Genomic DNA, 18,151 nt, shown 5'->3' with positions numbered 1-18,151 from the left:
GATAGGATTAAGATTTTTTGCGACGAGGCAGTAAATCGGGATTTTCTATAGGATCTTCGGTTCCTTTCAGCGATTTGTCTATACCGTCAATGTACTCCAAAGAATCGTCTACATAAAATTGCAGTTCGGGCATACGGCGCAATTGGTGGCGCGTACGCTGTGCAATTTCGTGCTTGATAAAAGGCTTAACCGCATTGACTTCTTTAAGCATTGCTGTAGCTTCTGCATGAGGAAATATACTCATGTATACTTTTGCCTGTGACAAATCGGTAGTTACGTTGACTTTGCTTACCGACACGATTATATTTTTAACACCGGCCTGCATCAATGCTTTTTGAAGCACGTCTACCAGATCGCGCTGCAAAACACCGGCTACTTTCTTTTGTCTGTTTGTTTCCATAGAGGCAAAAATACGTCAATAAAATTGCATGACGTTTACGTGCGGGATCACGAAGTCATATTTTTCAGGCAGCAGGTTTTAGTAGTAGGGTGCTTGTAAGTCTTCTATTTGGCGATAATTGAGCGGCGAATTGAAAATTGTAGGTTGCACGGCTTGGTTTTAATGACGTAGGTAAAACTCCTAATTTCTAAATTGTCCCATATTTTTAATCTGCTGCAGCTACCGGCTGATTTCAGGTTCTATATATTCTTGTAAGACTATCTCAGCCTCGTGTAACTAAAGAAAATGCCGTAGTTTTAAGTAATGGAAAAAATAGAACATATCGGGATTGCAGTTAAAAACCTGAATGAGGCCAATGCTCTTTATGAAAAGTTATTTGGTATACCTCCTTATAAAACTGAGCGGGTTGATTCGGAAGGGGTGAATACCTCTTTTTTCAAAATGGGCGCGAGTAAGATTGAATTGCTTGAGGCTACAAATAAAGACAGTGCCATAGCTAAATTCCTAGAGAAGCGGGGAGAAGGGGTGCATCATATAGCTTATGCGGTGACAGATATTAATGCCGAATTGAAGCGTTTGAAAGCTGAAGGTTTTGAGCTGATTAACGAAGAGCCTAAAGCCGGGGCAGATGACAAATGGGTTGCGTTTTTACATCCTAAAAGCACCAAAGGGGTCTTGATTGAATTGTGCCAGGATCGGGAGTAATGGCAGAAGAAAAATGAAAACCTTGCGCTAAATGAAAATTAATACTATTTTTGCGCCCGCTTTAAGATGTAATACACCTTAAAAGCTGGTCCTATAGCTCAGTTGGTTAGAGCACCTGACTCATAATCAGGTGGTCCCTGGTTCGAGCCCAGGTGGGACCACTTAGAACACTTGTAATCCCCTATAAACAGTACGTTTGTAGGGGTTTTTTTATTCCAGAGATAAAATAGTAGTTGAATTTTTCTAGTCTTCAAAAGGGATCAATCCTAATTGTTGTGTTTAAGCAAAAATTGTAGTTAATCTGTATAGAAAGAATTCTATGTTTTTTACTCCTCTAAATTGGCTTCTAAATGCTTTGATCTTTGCATTGAAGGACTCAGCTGAAGCGTTAGTACTTCTGTTTATAAAGTAATTGAGTATTGATCTATAATTAATGTTTATGGTATTAGCAATGGTATTGAATGCCTTAAATCCTGTGTTCTCTACATCTTTATACCAATGAGCCAGTTTTGTATAAGCCACTTCTACTGACTTTGCTTTGTTGAATATATCCCTAAGTCTTTGCGTGAGCTTAAATGCCAACTTTATATCTGGATAGTGCTCGAAGAGTATTTTACTTCGCTGGTATTGGTTTTCTGTCCAATTTGAAGGTGCTTTATAGAGCAGATACCGGCTCCTGGCTAATAACTGTTTTTTGGTATCCCCATTGTCAAAGGTTTTGGGAGTAAAACTTTTCTGTTTTAACCGGGCTTGTTTAATTTGTTCGTTCTCCATATCTATAGCATCCCATCGGTGTTTGATCCTTATATCCTGTAAGGCTTCCAGTGCCAGTTTCTGTACATGGAATCGGTCTGTAACCTGTATTGCTTTTGGGAAACATTTTCTTGCAATGGTCTTCATTGAATTAGCCATATCCAAAGTGATTTCTTTGACTTTGGCTCGTTTCTTTGCTGGTATTTGAAGGAGCTGCTCTATGATAGGCTCTACTTTAGTGCCGGAAAAGATCGCAACAATGCATCCTTTTTTACCTTTTGCTTTTTTATTTGTGATTATGGTGTAGAGCTCCCCTCTGGATAGCGCAGTTTCGTCAATAGATAAGTATCTTCCTATATTCTCTGGAAAGATGAGCCATTGCTTAGCATGTGGTTTTTGCTCCCAAGTTTTGAAGTCGCTTAATTGGTCTTTGTACTGGCGTTGAAGTTTTTTACCGTTTACTCCGTAGAACCCACCTATGGTATGACAGTCAGAAGCTTTAGTATTGATTAAGTACTTTTAAAAAAGCAGCAAACTCGACGGTCATTCGGGTTCCCTGTGCTACTAAGTTCCAGTCACGCTGAATAACTTTTTTGTCTTGTTTGTTGAGCCATCGACGTCGCTTTATATGCAGGAATACTTTTTTGCCACGCACAGGAAAATCCTGAACGGTTATTTCTTTATGGAACCCGTGCGCTGTGACCAGGCTTGAAGAAAACTCTTTAGGGACCTCTGGTTTTTCTTCAAAATGCAGGTGCAGTATATCTCCCTCTGTTTGATGACCGGTAAGGTTAAAATGGGTAATCAATAATTCTGGTAATAAAATCTTAAGTAAATCTATATATGCGTCCAATGCCTCCTGTTTAGAAAACAAAAATCAAACTATTCATTCAATTCACACACAACTTTTGAGAATGATCCTTTTTCTAGTCTTCAAAAAAACGGTTTACGCTATCCAAAAATGCTTTGGCCGTCTTTGTTTTGCCTGTCCTATGTATTTTAGTGTAAACAGAAGAATCAAAAGCCTTACTTTTAGTAGGCTTTTTTCTGTTCTCGTTATTAGGGAAAATTATCAACAAGTAGGAATTAAGCTACTTCGTTTATTTTGATATTCCTGAAAATAGGGCTAAATTGAGGAAAATCATCCGATTAGAATACAATATTGTCAATAAAAATATCTTTGAAAAATAATATTTATTCGATTATATGCATAAAATATGCTACGAAAGTTAATAACTTTTAGTACTTTCGTCGCGAGTAATTAGAATGTCCCACTTCAAACAGCTATGAAAATCAGAAATACCCTACTTCTGTTGTTCGCATTTTTATATGCTGCCATGGCTTTTGCTCAAAAAGAACCGCCAGTCCCCCAAAAAAACCCAAGTGTAGGTGCACCGGGTCTCCAAGTTCCAATCGACGATTACATTCCTTTACTCATACCGGTTGGTCTGGTTCTAGGAATTTACCTGCTGGGTTTTAGTGAAAATACTAAGCGCGAATTTCCAGAAGACGCTTAACATATTTTCCAATAACGTCAAATTCCAGATTTACCAGAGTTCCTTTTTTAAAGGTTTTAAACGTGGTATGCTCATAGGTATACGGAATAATGGCTACGCTAAATTCATTAATTTCTGAGTTTACGACCGTAAGGCTTACTCCATTAATGGTGATAGAACCCTTTTCTATAGTCACATTTTGTAACTTGGGATCATATTCAAAAGTAAAAAGCCAGCTCCCATCCTCTTCTTTGATAGCAATGCAAGTCGCCGTTTGATCTACGTGACCCTGTACAATATGTCCGTCCAGGCGTGAGCCCAATATCATTGCACGTTCCAGATTTACTGAATCTCCTTCCTTGAGGGTGCTCAGGTTGGTTTTCTTTAAAGTTTCGTCAATAGCGGTAACCGTGTACGAATCTTCGTGAAGATCAACTACGGTGAGGCACACCCCATTGTGCGCAACGCTCTGATCAACTTTAAGCTCCGCACTAAGGTTGCTTTGAACGCTTATATGAAGATTGCCATTCTCAGGCTTAAGCTTTTTGACAATTCCGAGGTTTTCTATAATTCCGGTAAACATGAGTTTGGTTTTTGAAGATTTACTTAAAATAGGGTTTAAATAAAATGAATTGGAATGTGTCCTGTGGTTATTTACTTAACTACTTTTACAATTCTATTACAAAGGAAAACCAAAAAGGGGTTTACTATGAAAGAACAAAGTATAAAATTAGGAATCAGCATAGGAGATTTAAACGGTATTGGAGGGGAGATTGTGATGCGAACTCTTGAGGACGCGCTTATGCTCGATTTGTGTACACCGGTTATTTTTGCTTCAGCAAAAACCGTAACCTATATTCTAAAGCATTTTGAACTGGATCTTAACTTTCAGGGGATCAAACATGCCTCACAGGCCATCGACGGTAAACTAAATGTGGTGAATGTGTGGAACGAAAACCCTTCGATTAATTTTGGAAAGGAAGATCCGGAAGCCGGTGCCTACGCTATCAAGTCGCTTAAAGCAGCAGTTGAAGCCTTAAAAAATGGAGACGTTGATGTATTGGTAACGGCACCCATCAATAAAGCATCTATTCAGGCTGAAGATTTTAAATTCCCCGGCCATACCGATTACCTGAACCAGGAACTGGAGGGAAACAGCCTTATGTTTATGGTGAGTGAACATCTCAAGGTGGGCCTTCTTACCGATCACGTTCCGGTAAGTGATATCTCGCTTAGCATCACAACAGACCTTATTAAAAAGAAATTTGAAACCATCCACCAGAGTCTTATTCAGGATTTTGGGGTAGAACGGCCAAAAATTGCCTTTTTAGGAATAAACCCGCACGTCGGGGACAACGGGGTCATAGGTAAGGAAGATGATGCGGTTTTGATTCCTACACTTGCCGAGCTTAGATCAAAAGGTAAAATCACTTACGGGCCTTATGCCGCAGATAGTTTTTTCGGTAGCGGAAATTATAAAAACTTTGATGCGATAATTGCAGCTTATCACGATCAGGGGCTTATACCGTTTAAAACCCTGGCTTTTGGTAAAGGGGTAAACTATACTGCCGGACTTAATAAAGTGCGCACTTCCCCAGATCACGGCACTGCTTTTGAGATTGCAGGAAAGGGAGTTGCAGATACAGGCTCTTTTAAAGAAGCGGTATTTATGGCGTTGGATATTTACAAAAAAAGGGAAGAATACGCCGAATTAACCCAAAACGTCCTCAAAAAGCAACCCCGTAAGAAGCAACCGGGCGGGCGTTCACGCCAGAAAGAAAGGTAGATAAAAAATTTATCCACACTTAATTAACAGCTAAATAAAAATTTATATCTTTGCACCCGCCTTTTGCGGAAAGATTTGAATTAGGAAAGGAAGGTAATGAAGCATTTGAAAACGTATACCATCCAGTTTGTTGGTTTAAAACAAGGGGAGCACGATTTTCAATATAAAATTGATAACACGTTCTTTGAGCATTTTGAGTATGATGACTTTAATTCTATAGACGTAGATTTAAAGGTAATCCTAAGTAAAAAGTCCACATTGATGGAATTTTATTTTGATGCTCAGGGTTTTGTAAATGTAAATTGTGATCTTACAAACGAGCCGTATGACCACCCCATTGAAGCTTCGTATAAGCTTGTGGTAAAGTTTGGGCAGGAGTATAATGACGAGATTGACGATATTTTAATTTTGCCTCATGGTGATTACGAGGTAAATATCGCCCAATACATTTATGAGCTTATCGTTTTGGCGATGCCCTTAAAACGGGTGCATCCCGGAGTTGAGGACGGCAGCCTGGAGTCAGACATACTTGATAAACTTGAAGAATTAAGTATTAAAAATAAGGAGGTTGAAGAGCCGGAAACTCAGACACCTAAGGAAACAGATCCCCGTTGGGATAAACTAAAAGATTTTTTAACAGATAAATAGAATACGGTAATGGCACATCCTAAGAGAAAAACCTCGAAAACCAGAAGAGATAAGAGAAGAACGCATTACAAAGCTGCAATGCCTAAAATTGGTGTAGACGCCACTACTGGTGAAGCACACCTTTACCACCGCGCACACTGGCACGAAGGTAAATTGTATTACAGAGGGCAGGTTGTAATAGACGCGACTTCTAACGAGGAAGTGGCTTAACGGCAGCTTGTAAAACCAAACAAACTCCCGATTTTTCGGGAGTTTTTTTATTTTTGAGGAGTACCAAAAAAAGTTAATTATCGACGCTAATTAATCGATTTTTAGTACTTTTCCTTCCATTTTTACGCGAAAACGCTATTTTTTCGCAGAAACCAGATTTATATGAGTAAAATCACTGCAGCCATAACTGCTGTTGGCGCTTATGTGCCAGAATATGTGCTTACCAACGAAATTTTGGAAACAATGGTTGAGACCAATGATGAATGGATCACGACCAGAACAGGAATAAAAGAACGCCGCATTTTAAAAGACCCTTCTAAAGGAACTTCTTTTTTAGGTATAAAAGCAGCCGAAGATTTAATTGCAAAAAGCGGTATTGACCCTTCAGAAATTGATATGGTCATTATGGCCACCGCAACTCCAGATCTTCCGGTAGCCTCTACAGCTGCCTATGTTGCCACCTCCATTGGTGCCACAAACGCATTTTCATACGATTTACAGGCAGCATGTTCCAGCTTTTTATACGGGATGTCTACAGCTTCGGCCTATGTGGCTTCCGGCAGATATAAAAAAGTGCTTTTAATAGGAGCAGATAAAATGTCTTCAATTATTGATTATACAGATCGTACGACCTGTATCATTTTTGGTGACGGGGCCGGCGCAGCTTTATTTGAACCCAATGAAGAAGGTTTGGGACTTCAGGATGAGTATCTGAGGTCAGATGGTATAGGAAGAGACTTTTTGCGTATCGAAGCCGGTGGGTCTTTAATGCCTGCTTCCGAAGAAACTGTGGCTAATAAAAAACATTACGTTTATCAGGACGGAAAAACTGTTTTTAAATTTGCCGTTTCTAATATGGCCGATGTAAGCGAGCTTATTATGCAGCGCAACAATTTGTCCCACGATGACGTTAATTGGCTTGTAGCACACCAGGCTAATAAACGCATTATAGATGCTACTGCCAGACGTATGCAGCTTGATGACAGCAAGGTGCTTATGAATATACAGCGGTACGGAAACACCACATCTGCCACACTACCCCTGCTTTTGAGCGACTTTGAGAAGCAATTTAAAAAAGGGGACAATCTAATATTCGCCGCTTTTGGTGGCGGTTTTACCTGGGGCTCCATCTACCTGAAATGGGCCTACAATGCTTAATTTTTAATCTAACTAACGTTTATTCATTATGGATTTAAAAGAAATTCAAAACCTTATCAAGTTTGTTGCCAAGTCTGGTGCAAGTGAGGTGAAGCTTGAGATGGATGATTTTAAAATCACCATCAAAACAACCGAAGAAGGTAAGGGTGAGACTACAATCGTACAGCAGGTGCCTATGATGGGCAACGCTATGCCTCAGCAAGCTGCTCCTGTAGCACAACCGGCAGCAGCAACCCAGGCAGCGCCGGCAGCCGAGGCAGCCGAAAAACCTGCAGATAAGAGTGACAAATACATCACGGTGAAGTCGCCAATCATTGGTACATTCTACCGTAAGCCGGCTCCAGATAAGCCTGTTTTCGTTGAAGTAGGATCTTCAATAAAAGAAGGTGATGTGCTTTGTGTAATTGAAGCGATGAAACTTTTCAATGAAATAGAAAGTGAAGTAAAAGGTAAGATCGTTAAAATTCTTGTTGACGATTCTTCACCTGTTGAATTTGACCAACCATTATTCCTGGTTGACCCGGCTTAATTGATTGCAGCCCGATTGCTTCCCAGAAGCAGTCTCTAGCGGCAACCAGTCGAAAACGCTTCAGGCAAATTGCATTGCCATTAATGTACCAGAGATATGTTTAAAAAGATACTTATAGCAAACAGGGGAGAAATCGCATTACGCGTAATCAGAACCTGTAAAGAGATGGGCATAAAAACTGTAGCAGTGTATTCTACTGCAGATGCCGAAAGTCTGCACGTACGTTTTGCAGATGAGGCCGTTTGTATAGGTCCTGCACCCAGTAGCGAGTCTTATCTCAAAATGTCAAATATTATGGCTGCTGCAGAGATTACCAATGCAGACGCCATACATCCGGGATACGGTTTCCTTTCAGAAAACGCCAAGTTTTCGAGAATTTGTGAAGAGCACGGAGTGAAATTTATTGGTGCTTCGCCAGATATGATTGCCAAAATGGGAGATAAAGCCACGGCAAAAGCTACCATGAAAGCAGCAGGGGTTCCTTGTGTTCCGGGAAGTGATGGCATTATTAAAGACTTTGAAGAATGCAAGCGCGTAGCTAAAGAAACCGGCTATCCGGTGATGCTTAAAGCTTCTGCCGGAGGTGGAGGTAAAGGTATGCGTGCCGTTTGGAAGGAAGAAGATCTTCAAAAGGCATGGGATTCTGCCCGTCAGGAATCTGCCGCGGCATTTGGCAACGACGCCATGTATATGGAAAAGCTCATCGAAGAGCCCCGCCACATTGAAATTCAAATAGTAGGCGACAGCAACGGTAAAGCCTGTCACCTTTCAGAGCGTGACTGCTCTATACAACGCCGTCATCAAAAACTTACCGAAGAAACGCCGTCACCCTTTATGACCGATGAACTTCGCGAAAAAATGGGAGATGCTGCTGTACGTGCTGCCGAATTCATTAAATATGAAGGCGCCGGTACCGTAGAATTTTTGGTAGACAAACACCGCAACTTCTACTTTATGGAGATGAACACCCGTATTCAGGTAGAGCATCCCATCACAGAGCAGGTAGTTGATTACGATTTGATTCGCGAGCAAATATTGGTAGCTGCGGGTGTAGCCATTTCAGGTAAAAACTACTATCCACAATTGCATTCTATCGAGTGCCGTATCAATGCTGAAGATCCATATAACAACTTCAGACCGTCTCCGGGTAAAATTACAAACCTGCACGCGCCGGGCGGTCACGGGGTACGCATAGACACGCACGTGTATAGCGGCTATTCTATTGTGCCTAACTACGACTCGATGATCGCCAAACTTATTACCACGGCTCAAAGTCGTGAAGAGGCCATCAATAAAATGAAGCGTGCGCTAGATGAGTTTGTGATAGAAGGTATTAAAACCACAATCCCTTTCCATCGCCAGTTGATGGATCATCCCGATTATATAGCAGGCAATTACACCACCGCGTTTATGAACGATTTTGTAATGAATGCTCCGGAAGAAGAGTAGATAAAAAATCAAGCAGAAGAACAACCTCAAACCTTAAGTTTGGGGTTTTCTTTTTTTTAAGGGCGTTACCCCGCGAAAAGGCGGGGTCGGGCTTTCACGGCTCGCTTTCTGCCCGTATGGGGCAGAAGAGCTCAAACAAACCGCTCAATCCCTAACGCAGGCTATCTCGTAAAGCAGAAGCAACTGAAGTTCTTACAGGCTTTACCGGTTTAACCTATCTTTGAATAGAATCCAGAAAAACGAATTGCGTGGCACTTTCCTATTGGGAATATAAAACCTGGTTTACCAACGTAGATTTTACCATTGTGGGCAGCGGTATTACCGGCTTAAGTTGCGCACTAGAACTTCGTGAGATGTATCCCAAAGCCAAAATACTCATTTTAGAGCGCGGTGCGATGCCTCAGGGCGCCAGTACCAAAAACGCGGGCTTTGCCTGCTTCGGGAGCGTTTCAGAACTTCTGGCAGATCTTAAAACACATACCGAAGACGAACTCCTCAATCTGGTAGAAATGCGTGTAAAAGGGCTTGAAGTGCTTAAAAACCGATTGGGAGAGCAGGCACTAGGTTTTAAAAAACACGGGGGTTATGAACTGTTTTTCCAGAGTCAGCAGGATTTGTATGAAACCTGTTTAGATTCGGTAGAGCGCGTTAACCGCTTACTGCAGCCGCTCTTTAACGAAGCCATTTTCAGCATAAAACCCAATGCACAAAACTTCAAAAACATTCAGCCGAAACTGTTGTTTAATAAAGAAGAGGGCGAACTCGACGCCGGCAACATGATGCGGGCGCTGGTAGATTTGGCACAGCACAATACTATTCAAATACTCAACAACTGCACGGTAGAAAATTATAACGATCTTGGCGATTGGGTTGTGCTCAAGTCGTCTCTAGCCGAATTCAAAACCCAAAAATTGTTTATAGCCACAAATGGTTTCGCACAAAAATTAGGAATTTCAACGGTACAACCCGCCCGCAATCAGGTATTGATTACCGGCCCCATTAAAAATTTAAACCTGACCGGAACGTACCATCTGGATGAAGGCTATACCTATTTTAGAACCATAGACGATCGCATTTTACTGGGAGGAGGCCGTAATCTGGACTTCAAAGGCGAGCAAACCGATTCTTTTGGGACAACAACACAAATTCAGCAGTATTTAGAGCAGGTACTTGCAGAGACAATTTTACCCGGAAGACGTTTTGAGATCGAGCACCGCTGGAGTGGTATTCTTGGGGTTGGCGATCAAAAGCAGCCTGTCTTAGAATCCCTGTCAGCTAACGTATTTTGCGGTGTGCGCCTGGGCGGAATGGGTATAGCTATAGGTAGCCTGGTGGGGAAGAAGCTTGCCGGTTTAGTCAAAAACTAATCTTTACAGAAACGCATCGGCATAATGTTGCCAGTCCTTTACAGATTTGATGTTCAACTTCTTAATTATTGATTTGCGATGTGTAGCAATGGTGCTTTCAGAAAGGCATAAATTTTCTGCGATATCCCTGTTTGATTTACCCTGAGCAATACTTTTAAAAATTTCAACTTCCCTGAAACTTAGTTGGTCAAAATAGCTTTGATTCGTTTCATTAAATTTCAATTCATTGTTAAGCTTATCAAGGTGTTTGATCACTTTGGGCAGCTGGTCGTAATCCATTTCTAAAATAATCTCACCGCTTTGTTTAGACTCGTTAACCTGATAGTTAAAGGCGTTATTTTCTGAGCTCCTGGGATGTTTAATAGACTTTAGAGCTTCTTGTCTGGAGGAGAAAAAGTTTGGTTTTAAAACGAGTCCCACATTCTGAACAGTGTTGATGATTGATAAATAAATCAACTTTTCTTTGGGTACTGTAGATGGGAGTTTGCGCAGACCTGCCTGATACAAGGCTTTCAGAATATTTTCTTCAACCCATTTATACAGGCTTTCAGAAATTTCTAAATCAAGATTGTCTAAAATCCATAAGGCTCCTTGAGGCTTATAGGTTTTAAACAGCTCCAAAAAGTTTTTCAGTTCTTCTTTAAAATCTGCTTCAGTGAGCTGGACCTTAGTCCATTCCTGAATCATAATTCCATCATCCAAATGAATGCTAAGAAACTTTGAATTGTAAATAAGCTCCATATATATTATTCAACAATAACTAAAATATTAAAAATAATATAATTTGAATTATCTATTAGGTATGAGCTATTTAGATTTTTAAAAAAACCGTTGTATTTGCTTTTAGATTCGTGTTATGATTAAAATAAATCGCTTTAGTGTCAGAAAAAGCTTCAATCAGATAGTAGCTTCCTTTAAAATAGGATTTCATTACTGTGGCCTTAAATTCGGTTTCAGATGAAGAAACCCTGAGTTGATGCGGCATCAAAAGCCGGATTTTGCCATCGATTTTTAAATAGTTGACATCACCAAAAAACGAAGCTACATATTCATCCTTTGGATTTTGGAATAAGGCTTCTGGCGTGTCGGTTTGTATAAAAGTACCTTCGCGCATCATCTTAATTTCGTCAGAAAACGAAAGCGCTTCTTCACTATCGTGAGTGGCGGTGATACAGGTAATGCCTTCTTTTTTTAAATACGCGTAAAGCTTTCGCCGCAAAGCATTTCGCCTAAAATTATCTATATGGCTGAAGGGTTCGTCAAGTAGGAGCAGTTCGGGTTCTTTGGCAATGGCACGGGCCAGGGCAACACGTTGTTTTTGACCACCGCTTAGGTTTTTTACGTGCTGGTCTGCATACGCCGTCATATCTACCACCTCGAGCAATTCATCTATACGCTTCTGGCGCTGCTGCATAAAGCGGCGCGAGAGGTGTTTGCCTATATTATCGGCCACCGAAATAAAAGGCATCAGATCAAAATCCTGGGCCAGATATTTGATGAAAGCCTCGCCGGGTACCAGATTGAAGTTAGGACCTAAAAGTTCCTGATCTTTCCAGAAAATGCTTCCGTGCTCTACGTGAAGTAAGCCGTAAATGATTTGAAGCAGGGTACTTTTTCCACACCCGCTTTCGCCCAAAATAGAAATATGCTGTCCTTCTTCGATTTTAAAATCGAGATCTTTTAAAACCGGATTTTCGGCATAGGCAAAAGAATCAATTGTTACGTGCAGCATCGTGTAGCTATGGAAACCACACAGGTTTCTGAAACCTGTGTGGTTTTAATTATTAAAAACAGATTATCCTCCCTTTTGGGGTTAGGGGTTTTAGCCTTTAATTTGTTCGGGAAGTACCTTAAAGCCCATATTGTACAGCGTGAAGGCAAAAATATCTGCCGTTTGCTCAATTTGCTTGCTTACCGGTGTACCGGCTCCGTGACCGGCATCGGTCTCTATGCGAATGAGTACCGGCGCGTCACCGGCCTGTTTCTCCTGCAATTCGGCAGCAAATTTAAAACTGTGTGCAGGTACCACTCGATCGTCGTGATCTCCGGTAGTGACAAGCGTTGCAGGATAGCTCACCCCGGCTTTTACATTATGTACGGGTGAATAACCTTTAATATACTCAAACATTTCCTTGCTGTCTTCTGAAGTTCCGTAATCGTACGCCCAACCGGCTCCGGCGGTAAACGTATGATAGCGCAGCATATCCATCACGCCAACAGCGGGAAGTGCTACCTTCATCAAATCGGGTCGTTGGGTCATTGTGGCACCAACCAGCAAACCGCCGTTAGAACCCCCGCGAATGGCCAGATAATCGCTAGAGGTATAGTTTTCGGCAATCAGGTATTCTGCCGCAGCGATAAAGTCGTCAAATACGTTTTGCTTTTGCATTTTGGTCCCGGCATCATGCCATTCTTTACCGTACTCACCGCCACCGCGCAGGTTAGGCACGGCATACACGCCACCCAGCTCCATCCAGATCGCATTGGTAATGCTGAAAGAGGGCGTAAGCGAAATATTAAAACCACCATAGCCATTCAGGATGGTCGGGTTTTTCCCATTGAGTTCAAGACCTTTCTTAAAGGTGATGATCATCGGTACTTTGGTACCGTCTTTTGAGGTGTAAAATACCTGCTTGCTCTCGTAATTTTCAGGATTGAAATTAATAGCCGGCTTGCGGAATAATTCAGACGTACCCGAAGCGATATCGTAGGTGTAGATGCTTCCGGGAGTCGTATAATTGGTAAAGCTGTAGTACAGTTCTTTTTCGTCTTTTTTCGCCCCAAAACCACCAGCGCTACCTATACCGGGAAGTTCTACTTCACGCACTAATTTTCCGTCATAATCGTATTGCTTGATCTGCGAAACGGCGTCAACCATATATTCGGTGAAAAAGTAGCCGCCACCGGTTGAGGGGGAGAGTACGTTTTCGGTTTCCGGGATAAAATCTACCCAATTTTCAGGAGTTGGGTTTGAAGCGTCAACGGTGACAATCTTGTTATTAGGTGCGTCTTTATCGGTAACGATATACAGTTTAGAACCTACGTTTTCAATAACCGAAGTGTTAGTGTCTTCGTTATCAACAATGGCTACAAAACCTGAATTGGGCTTACTAAGATCCTTAATAAACAGTTTATTGCCTGAAGTCGCATTGCTGGCGCTTAAGATGAGGTATTTGTTGTCTTCAGTTGTGCCGGCACCAATGTAGCGGTGTTTTTGCTCGGGTGTGCCGCCGAAGATGAGTTCGTCATTTTTTTGCGGGGTATTCAGCTTGTGGTAATATACCTTATGCTGGTCTGTTTTTGCAGAGAGCTCGCTTCCTTCAGGCTTGTCGTAGCTGGAGTAATAAAAGCCTTCATTTTTCATCCATGAGATACCGCTGAATTTGATGTCTACCAGGGTATCTTCGGTAATTTCCTTAGTTTCAGCATCCATCACCATCACTTTACGCCAGTCGCTTCCGCCCTCTGAAATGCTGTAAGCAGCCAGTTTTCCATTTTCCGAAAAACTAAGTCCGCCCAGCGATACTGTGCCATCTTCTGAAAACGTATTGGGATCTAAAAAGACTTCGGCAGTTGAAGGATCTGCATCGGTTTTATAGCGGTAGATCACATACTGGTTCTGGAGTCCGTCGTTTTTATAATAGTAGGTGTAATCGCCTTCTTTAAAGGGAGCGCCTATTTTCTCGTAATTCCAGATTTTTTCAAGTTTTTCTTTTATCGCGTCTTTAAATGGAATTTTAGACAAATAGGCTTGGGTGACTTCATTTTCAGCCTTTACCCAGGCTTCGGTCTCGGCACTGCGGTCGTCTTCGAGCCAGCGATACGGATCAGGAACTTCGGTGCCGAAATACGTGTCTAAGGTGTCTACCTTTTTGGTTTCAGGATAGGTCATGGCCATATCAGATTCTTTTTTTTCTTGATTTTCGCAGGCGCTGAAGAGTACAGTAAATGCGCCCAGATAAGCTATTTTTTTCATGTGAAGGAAATTGAATTCCTTCAAATATACTTCAATTAAAAAACCTCTGAAACACGAAGCTTCAGAGGTTGATTTATTCTCTAAAAATGTATTGGGTTTAAACCAATTCTTTAGCGGCCAGATATTCAGCGATTTGAACGGCGTTTGTAGCAGCACCTTTACGCAGATTATCGGCAACCACCCACATATTTAAAGTGTTGGGTTGTGAATAATCACGACGAATACGGCCTACGAATACATCGTTTTTACCTTCGGCATAAATAGGCATCGGGTAGGTGTTAGTATCGGGATTGTCCTGAACCGTTACCCCTTCCTGAGCCTGAAGCAACTCACGCACTTCAGCCAGGTCAAAGTCGTTTTCAAACTGCACGTTGATCGCTTCAGAGTGACCACCTACTACCGGGATACGCACTGCGGTAGCTGTAACTGCAATGGTTTTATCACCAAGAATTTTCTGGGTTTCGTTTACGAGTTTCATCTCTTCTTTGGTGTACCCATTATCGGTAAACACATCACAAGCCGGGATCGCGTTGCGGTGAATGGGGTAGTGGTACGCCATTTCACCTTTTTCGCCCTTATACTCGTTTTCAAGCTGCTGCACGGCCTTAACACCGGTACCGGTGATAGACTGGTAGGTTGAAATTACAAGACGCTTGATTTTGTATTTTTTATGCAGGGGAGCCAGTGCCAAAACCATCTGAATGGTAGAGCAGTTGGGGTTTGCAATAATCTTATCTTCGCTTGTAAGGCTTGAAGCATTAATTTCAGGAACCACGAGTTTTTTATCGGGGTCCATTCTCCAGGCTGAAGAGTTGTCAACCACGGTAGTACCAACAGCGGCAAACTTCGGCGCAAATTCTAAAGAGGTGCCTCCACCGGCTGAAAAGATGGCAATATCAGGTCTTGCTGCAATCGCATCTTCCATCGAGCTGATGGTATAGTCTTTACCTTTATAGGTAACAGTTTTACCTACAGAGCGCTCACTGGCAACAGGTATTAATTCGGTTACGGGGAAGTTGCGTTCTGCTAAAACCTGCAACATCACATGGCCTACCATCCCGGTAGCGCCTACAACAGCTACTTTCATAATTAATTAAGCTTGTATTAGGGCGCCAAAAGTAGCAACACTTTATTAAAATGCAGCCCTTCTTCCTAAAATTGTACACATTTGTTTTAAAAGTGACATTTTGTATGTTTTAAAAACATTTTGTTTAATATATAACAAAAAAGAACCCCCGAAGTCTTCGGGGGTTTAGTTAAACAAATTCTGAAGTGCAGCGGTCTGTGCCTATTGGCACGTTTATCTTTATTGGCACCGCCAAAGGGTATAATATCTCGATGCTTGCCTCTAAATTACAAATTTGTTCCTAACGAATGCCTGGTGGGCTTGTAAAGAGGTAGTTTATTTCTTTCTCAATTCGTCACGAATCTCAATAAGCAGTTCTTCCTGAGTTGGGCCTTTTGGAGCAGCAGGTTTAGCTTCTTCCTTTTTCTTGGTTTTTTCATAGCCCTTTAAAAGCCAGAAAATCACAAAACCTATAATGATAAAATCGATAACGGCCTGTAAAAAATTACCATAGGTCATAATTGCACCTCCTGCTTCAACAGCAGCTTCAACCGTTTCGTACTCGCCACCATCAAGTGAGAAAAACAGGTTGTTTACGTTTTTACCGCCCATTAATACACCTATTACGGGCATAATAACATCAGCTACCAGTGAGCCTACTATTTTATTGAAGGCACCGCCAATGATTACCGCAGTTGCCAATGCAACGATGTCACCTTTCATTAAAAAGGCTTTAAAATCTTTTAAAAATCCCATGATTTAGTTGGTTTAAGGTTAATGTGGTCTAATATAATTAAATTCCCAAAAAAGTTAAGATTCTTTTGCGGTATCATCAATAATTTTTCGGGCAACCCGTTGCGATACCGCAGTGATCAATTCGTACGGGATACTTTTGATACGTGCAGAAAGCGCAACAGCGGAAGCATCCTTCCCAAAAACAATCACCTCATCACCTTCCTTGCAATCAATTTTGGTCACGTTAACCATGATCATGTCCATACATACATTTCCTATAATAGGAGCTTGTTTTCCGTTGATCATCACATAGCCGCGACCTTTACCGTAAGCACGTGAAATACCGTCAGCGTGTCCCAAAGGCAGAGTCGCCGTGCGCTCTTTGCGGGCAGCGGTATGTGCACGGTTATAACCCACGGTTTCACCCACCGCGATATTATGAATTTGGGAAATGATGGTCTTTAGGGTGGCAACCGGTTTTAATTGAAGATCTTCTTCAGGGGTGTTGCCGTAACCGTACAGACCAATCCCGCTGCGCACCATATCAAATTGGGCTTCAGGATAGTTGATAATTGCCGAAGTATTGCTTTGGTGTAACCAGGGTTTGTAGCCTAAACCTTCGGTCATATGAGCTGCATTGGCTTTAAAGGCTTCAATTTGTTGCAGCGTAAAACGCTTTTCGTTTAAATCTTCGCTGGCCACCAGATGCGAAAAGAGTGATTTTACTTTTATCGCTTCGGTTTCTTTTAAATACTGAAGGATTTCAGACTCATTAACATCTTTAAAGCCCAAACGGTTTAAGCCGGTATTGAATTTAATGTGAACCGGATAATCCTTGAGGTTTTGAGCTTCAGCAAGCTCGATAAAAGCCTTCAGTACCCGGAAGCTATACATACTGGGTTCCAGGCAGTGTTCAATGATTGAAGCAAAACTTTCAATTTGGGGATGTAAAACCAGAATCGGGGTTTCTATACCGGCTTCCCGCAGCGTTATTCCTTCAGAAGCATAAGCGACGGCGAAATAATCAACACCCAGCTTGTCCAGCTTTTTTGCTATGGCGACCGACTCACTTCCGTAGGCATAAGCCTTAACAACGGCCAGCATTTTTACCCCAGGTCTTAATTTAGACCTCAGGTAGTTGTAGTTGTGTGCAAGCGCGTTAAGGTCTATTTCAAGAACGGTATGTGACATCTATTTTTATTCTTTTTTCTTAGGGGTTTTAACTTCTTCAGGGTCCTGAACATTCAGGGTTTTAAGGCGTTCGCGAAGCATCGCTTTATAATAGGCTCCGCGGCTTAGAGGTTCGTATTCCTCCGTCTCACCCAGCAAAACCAGATTATCGCTTGCTGCTTTGCGGTAGCTGAATTGCGCCAGATTTCCGGTACGGGTGCAGACCGCGTGTACTTTGGTTACGTATTCGGCTGTGGCCATCAAAGCAGGCATAGGGCCAAAAGGATTTCCTTTAAAATCCATATCAAGACCGGCAACAATGACGCGAACACCGCGGTTGGCCAGATCGTTACAGACTTTCACGATTTCATTATCAAAAAACTGAGCTTCGTCGATACCTACCACATCACAACCGTCAGCCAGAATGGGAATATTAGCCGCGGCAGGAACCGGTGTAGACCGGATCTCATTTGCGTCGTGAGAGATTACCAGTTCGTCATCATACCGCGTGTCTATAGCCGGTTTAAAGATTTCAACCTTTTGTTTGGCAAACTTGGCACGCTTTAAACGGCGGATGAGTTCTTCGGTTTTTCCTGAGAACATAGAACCGCAGATCACTTCGATCCATCCAAATTGCTCTTTATGATTTACGGTATTTTCGAGAAACATTTTGTACTTTTCAACCTCTTAAAGGGCAAAGCCG

20 protein-coding genes and 1 tRNA gene are annotated in these 18,151 nt (G+C 41.9%); 10 read left to right on the top strand and 11 right to left on the bottom strand.

The window, feature by feature from the left end; translation table 11 throughout:
• Positions 1 to 7: 7 nt before the first annotated feature.
• Positions 8 to 400 carry a 30S ribosome-binding factor RbfA gene (rbfA, locus tag ACSSS3_RS07440; protein ID WP_228229315.1) on the bottom strand — a complete coding sequence of 131 codons (393 nt, stop codon included), beginning with the start codon at positions 398 to 400 and terminating at the stop codon, positions 8 to 10.
• Between the two features lie 303 nt (positions 401 to 703).
• On the opposite strand from rbfA, the gene mce reads away from it, so the two are divergent.
• Both mce and ACSSS3_RS07430 read left to right on the top strand, forming a co-directional pair.
• A complete protein-coding gene (gene mce / locus ACSSS3_RS07435) occupies positions 704 to 1,105 on the top strand; it encodes a methylmalonyl-CoA epimerase (RefSeq protein ID WP_442847037.1) in 402 nt (133 codons plus the stop codon).
• Positions 1,106 to 1,192: 87 nt separating this feature from the next.
• Positions 1,193 to 1,266: transfer RNA gene (locus ACSSS3_RS07430), tRNA-Ile, on the top strand.
• Between the two features lie 118 nt (positions 1,267 to 1,384).
• Here ACSSS3_RS07430 and ACSSS3_RS07425 read toward each other — a convergent pair.
• Together ACSSS3_RS07425 and ACSSS3_RS07420 are read right to left on the bottom strand one after the other, a co-directional pair.
• Entirely contained in the window at positions 1,385 to 2,338 is a 954-nt protein-coding gene (locus ACSSS3_RS07425) for an ISAon1 family transposase (RefSeq protein ID WP_442847412.1), read from the bottom strand.
• 19 nt (positions 2,339 to 2,357) lie between these two features.
• Positions 2,358 to 2,711, bottom strand: coding sequence for an ISAon1 family transposase N-terminal region protein (locus ACSSS3_RS07420; RefSeq protein ID WP_442844504.1), 354 nt, complete (start codon positions 2,709 to 2,711; stop codon positions 2,358 to 2,360).
• A 433-nt stretch (positions 2,712 to 3,144) separates the two neighbouring features.
• On the opposite strand from ACSSS3_RS07420, the gene ACSSS3_RS07415 reads away from it, so the two are divergent.
• Complete coding sequence (locus ACSSS3_RS07415) at positions 3,145 to 3,375, top strand: hypothetical protein (protein WP_442847036.1); 231 nt, start codon at positions 3,145 to 3,147, stop codon at positions 3,373 to 3,375.
• Here the strand turns inward: ACSSS3_RS07415 and ACSSS3_RS07410 are convergent.
• Entirely contained in the window at positions 3,347 to 3,937 is a 591-nt protein-coding gene (locus ACSSS3_RS07410; RefSeq protein WP_442847035.1) for a riboflavin synthase, read from the bottom strand. The genes ACSSS3_RS07415 and ACSSS3_RS07410 overlap by 29 nt on opposite strands.
• A 126-nt stretch (positions 3,938 to 4,063) precedes the next feature.
• On the opposite strand from ACSSS3_RS07410, the gene pdxA reads away from it, so the two are divergent.
• From pdxA to ACSSS3_RS07375, 7 genes are all read left to right on the top strand, one after another.
• On the top strand, positions 4,064 to 5,140 hold the full coding sequence (gene pdxA / locus ACSSS3_RS07405; protein WP_442847034.1) for a 4-hydroxythreonine-4-phosphate dehydrogenase PdxA: 1,077 nt from the start codon (positions 4,064 to 4,066) through the stop codon (positions 5,138 to 5,140).
• 96 nt (positions 5,141 to 5,236) lie between these two features.
• Positions 5,237 to 5,788: a YceD family protein gene (locus tag ACSSS3_RS07400; protein ID WP_228229319.1), complete on the top strand. Its 552-nt coding sequence runs from the start codon at positions 5,237 to 5,239 to the stop codon at positions 5,786 to 5,788.
• A 9-nt stretch (positions 5,789 to 5,797) separates the two neighbouring features.
• On the top strand, positions 5,798 to 5,998 hold the full coding sequence (gene rpmF / locus ACSSS3_RS07395) for a 50S ribosomal protein L32 (protein ID WP_099644251.1): 201 nt from the start codon (positions 5,798 to 5,800) through the stop codon (positions 5,996 to 5,998).
• Positions 5,999 to 6,160: 162 nt separating this feature from the next.
• Positions 6,161 to 7,156 (top strand): beta-ketoacyl-ACP synthase III, encoded by a 996-nt coding sequence (locus ACSSS3_RS07390; protein ID WP_228229320.1) that lies wholly within the window; start codon positions 6,161 to 6,163, stop codon positions 7,154 to 7,156.
• A 28-nt stretch (positions 7,157 to 7,184) separates the two neighbouring features.
• A complete protein-coding gene (accB, locus tag ACSSS3_RS07385; RefSeq protein WP_228229321.1) occupies positions 7,185 to 7,685 on the top strand; it encodes an acetyl-CoA carboxylase biotin carboxyl carrier protein in 501 nt (166 codons plus the stop codon).
• A gap of 96 nt (positions 7,686 to 7,781) precedes the next feature.
• On the top strand, positions 7,782 to 9,134 hold the full coding sequence (accC, locus tag ACSSS3_RS07380; RefSeq protein WP_228229322.1) for an acetyl-CoA carboxylase biotin carboxylase subunit: 1,353 nt from the start codon (positions 7,782 to 7,784) through the stop codon (positions 9,132 to 9,134).
• Positions 9,135 to 9,382: 248 nt separating this feature from the next.
• Positions 9,383 to 10,501 (top strand): NAD(P)/FAD-dependent oxidoreductase, encoded by a 1,119-nt coding sequence (locus tag ACSSS3_RS07375; RefSeq protein WP_442847033.1) that lies wholly within the window; start codon positions 9,383 to 9,385, stop codon positions 10,499 to 10,501.
• A gap of 3 nt (positions 10,502 to 10,504) precedes the next feature.
• On the opposite strand, the gene ACSSS3_RS07370 is transcribed toward ACSSS3_RS07375, so the two are convergent.
• The 7 genes from ACSSS3_RS07370 to ACSSS3_RS07340 all read right to left on the bottom strand — a co-directional run bounded on the left by ACSSS3_RS07370 (position 10,505) and on the right by ACSSS3_RS07340 (position 18,117).
• On the bottom strand, positions 10,505 to 11,242 hold the full coding sequence (locus ACSSS3_RS07370; RefSeq protein ID WP_442847032.1) for a response regulator transcription factor: 738 nt from the start codon (positions 11,240 to 11,242) through the stop codon (positions 10,505 to 10,507).
• Positions 11,243 to 11,312: 70 nt separating this feature from the next.
• Complete coding sequence (locus tag ACSSS3_RS07365; protein ID WP_442847031.1) at positions 11,313 to 12,233, bottom strand: ABC transporter ATP-binding protein; 921 nt, start codon at positions 12,231 to 12,233, stop codon at positions 11,313 to 11,315.
• A gap of 90 nt (positions 12,234 to 12,323) precedes the next feature.
• Positions 12,324 to 14,477 carry a prolyl oligopeptidase family serine peptidase gene (locus ACSSS3_RS07360; RefSeq protein ID WP_442847030.1) on the bottom strand — a complete coding sequence of 718 codons (2,154 nt, stop codon included), beginning with the start codon at positions 14,475 to 14,477 and terminating at the stop codon, positions 12,324 to 12,326.
• Between the two features lie 97 nt (positions 14,478 to 14,574).
• The gene (locus tag ACSSS3_RS07355) at positions 14,575 to 15,564 is read right to left on the bottom strand and encodes an aspartate-semialdehyde dehydrogenase (protein WP_442847029.1); all 990 of its coding nucleotides are present in this window, start codon (positions 15,562 to 15,564) and stop codon (positions 14,575 to 14,577) included.
• Between the two features lie 315 nt (positions 15,565 to 15,879).
• Positions 15,880 to 16,299, bottom strand: a complete 420-nt coding sequence (gene mscL / locus ACSSS3_RS07350) for a large conductance mechanosensitive channel protein MscL (RefSeq protein ID WP_228229328.1) — start codon at positions 16,297 to 16,299, stop codon at positions 15,880 to 15,882.
• 54 nt (positions 16,300 to 16,353) lie between these two features.
• On the bottom strand, positions 16,354 to 17,469 hold the full coding sequence (gene alr, locus ACSSS3_RS07345) for an alanine racemase (protein WP_442847028.1): 1,116 nt from the start codon (positions 17,467 to 17,469) through the stop codon (positions 16,354 to 16,356).
• A gap of 6 nt (positions 17,470 to 17,475) precedes the next feature.
• A complete protein-coding gene (locus tag ACSSS3_RS07340) occupies positions 17,476 to 18,117 on the bottom strand; it encodes a thymidine kinase (protein ID WP_442847027.1) in 642 nt (213 codons plus the stop codon).
• Positions 18,118 to 18,151: the final 34 nt, after the last annotated feature.

The organism is Leeuwenhoekiella sp. H156 (assembly GCF_052218455.1).
GTDB lineage: Bacteria > Bacteroidota > Bacteroidia > Flavobacteriales > Flavobacteriaceae > Leeuwenhoekiella > Leeuwenhoekiella parthenopeia.
The sequence above is the reverse complement of the archived record's forward strand: the minus strand, read 5'-3'. Positions and strand labels throughout refer to the sequence as shown.

Coding starts and splice junctions, on each gene's coding strand:
- mce (WP_442847037.1), top strand. CDS start 704: ATGGAAAAAATAGAACATATCGGGATTGCAGTTAAAAACCTGAATGAG.
- pdxA (WP_442847034.1), top strand. CDS start 4,064: ATGAAAGAACAAAGTATAAAATTAGGAATCAGCATAGGAGATTTAAAC.
- ACSSS3_RS07370 (WP_442847032.1), bottom strand. CDS start 11,242: ATGGAGCTTATTTACAATTCAAAGTTTCTTAGCATTCATTTGGATGAT.
- mscL (WP_228229328.1), bottom strand. CDS start 16,299: ATGGGATTTTTAAAAGATTTTAAAGCCTTTTTAATGAAAGGTGACATC.
- rbfA (WP_228229315.1), bottom strand. CDS start 400: ATGGAAACAAACAGACAAAAGAAAGTAGCCGGTGTTTTGCAGCGCGAT.
- accC (WP_228229322.1), top strand. CDS start 7,782: ATGTTTAAAAAGATACTTATAGCAAACAGGGGAGAAATCGCATTACGC.
- ACSSS3_RS07340 (WP_442847027.1), bottom strand. CDS start 18,117: ATGTTTCTCGAAAATACCGTAAATCATAAAGAGCAATTTGGATGGATC.
- accB (WP_228229321.1), top strand. CDS start 7,185: ATGGATTTAAAAGAAATTCAAAACCTTATCAAGTTTGTTGCCAAGTCT.
- ACSSS3_RS07390 (WP_228229320.1), top strand. CDS start 6,161: ATGAGTAAAATCACTGCAGCCATAACTGCTGTTGGCGCTTATGTGCCA.
- ACSSS3_RS07365 (WP_442847031.1), bottom strand. CDS start 12,233: ATGCTGCACGTAACAATTGATTCTTTTGCCTATGCCGAAAATCCGGTT.
- rpmF (WP_099644251.1), top strand. CDS start 5,798: ATGGCACATCCTAAGAGAAAAACCTCGAAAACCAGAAGAGATAAGAGA.
- ACSSS3_RS07355 (WP_442847029.1), bottom strand. CDS start 15,564: ATGAAAGTAGCTGTTGTAGGCGCTACCGGGATGGTAGGCCATGTGATG.
- ACSSS3_RS07410 (WP_442847035.1), bottom strand. CDS start 3,937: ATGTTTACCGGAATTATAGAAAACCTCGGAATTGTCAAAAAGCTTAAG.
- ACSSS3_RS07360 (WP_442847030.1), bottom strand. CDS start 14,477: ATGAAAAAAATAGCTTATCTGGGCGCATTTACTGTACTCTTCAGCGCC.
- ACSSS3_RS07400 (WP_228229319.1), top strand. CDS start 5,237: ATGAAGCATTTGAAAACGTATACCATCCAGTTTGTTGGTTTAAAACAA.
- ACSSS3_RS07415 (WP_442847036.1), top strand. CDS start 3,145: ATGAAAATCAGAAATACCCTACTTCTGTTGTTCGCATTTTTATATGCT.
- alr (WP_442847028.1), bottom strand. CDS start 17,469: ATGTCACATACCGTTCTTGAAATAGACCTTAACGCGCTTGCACACAAC.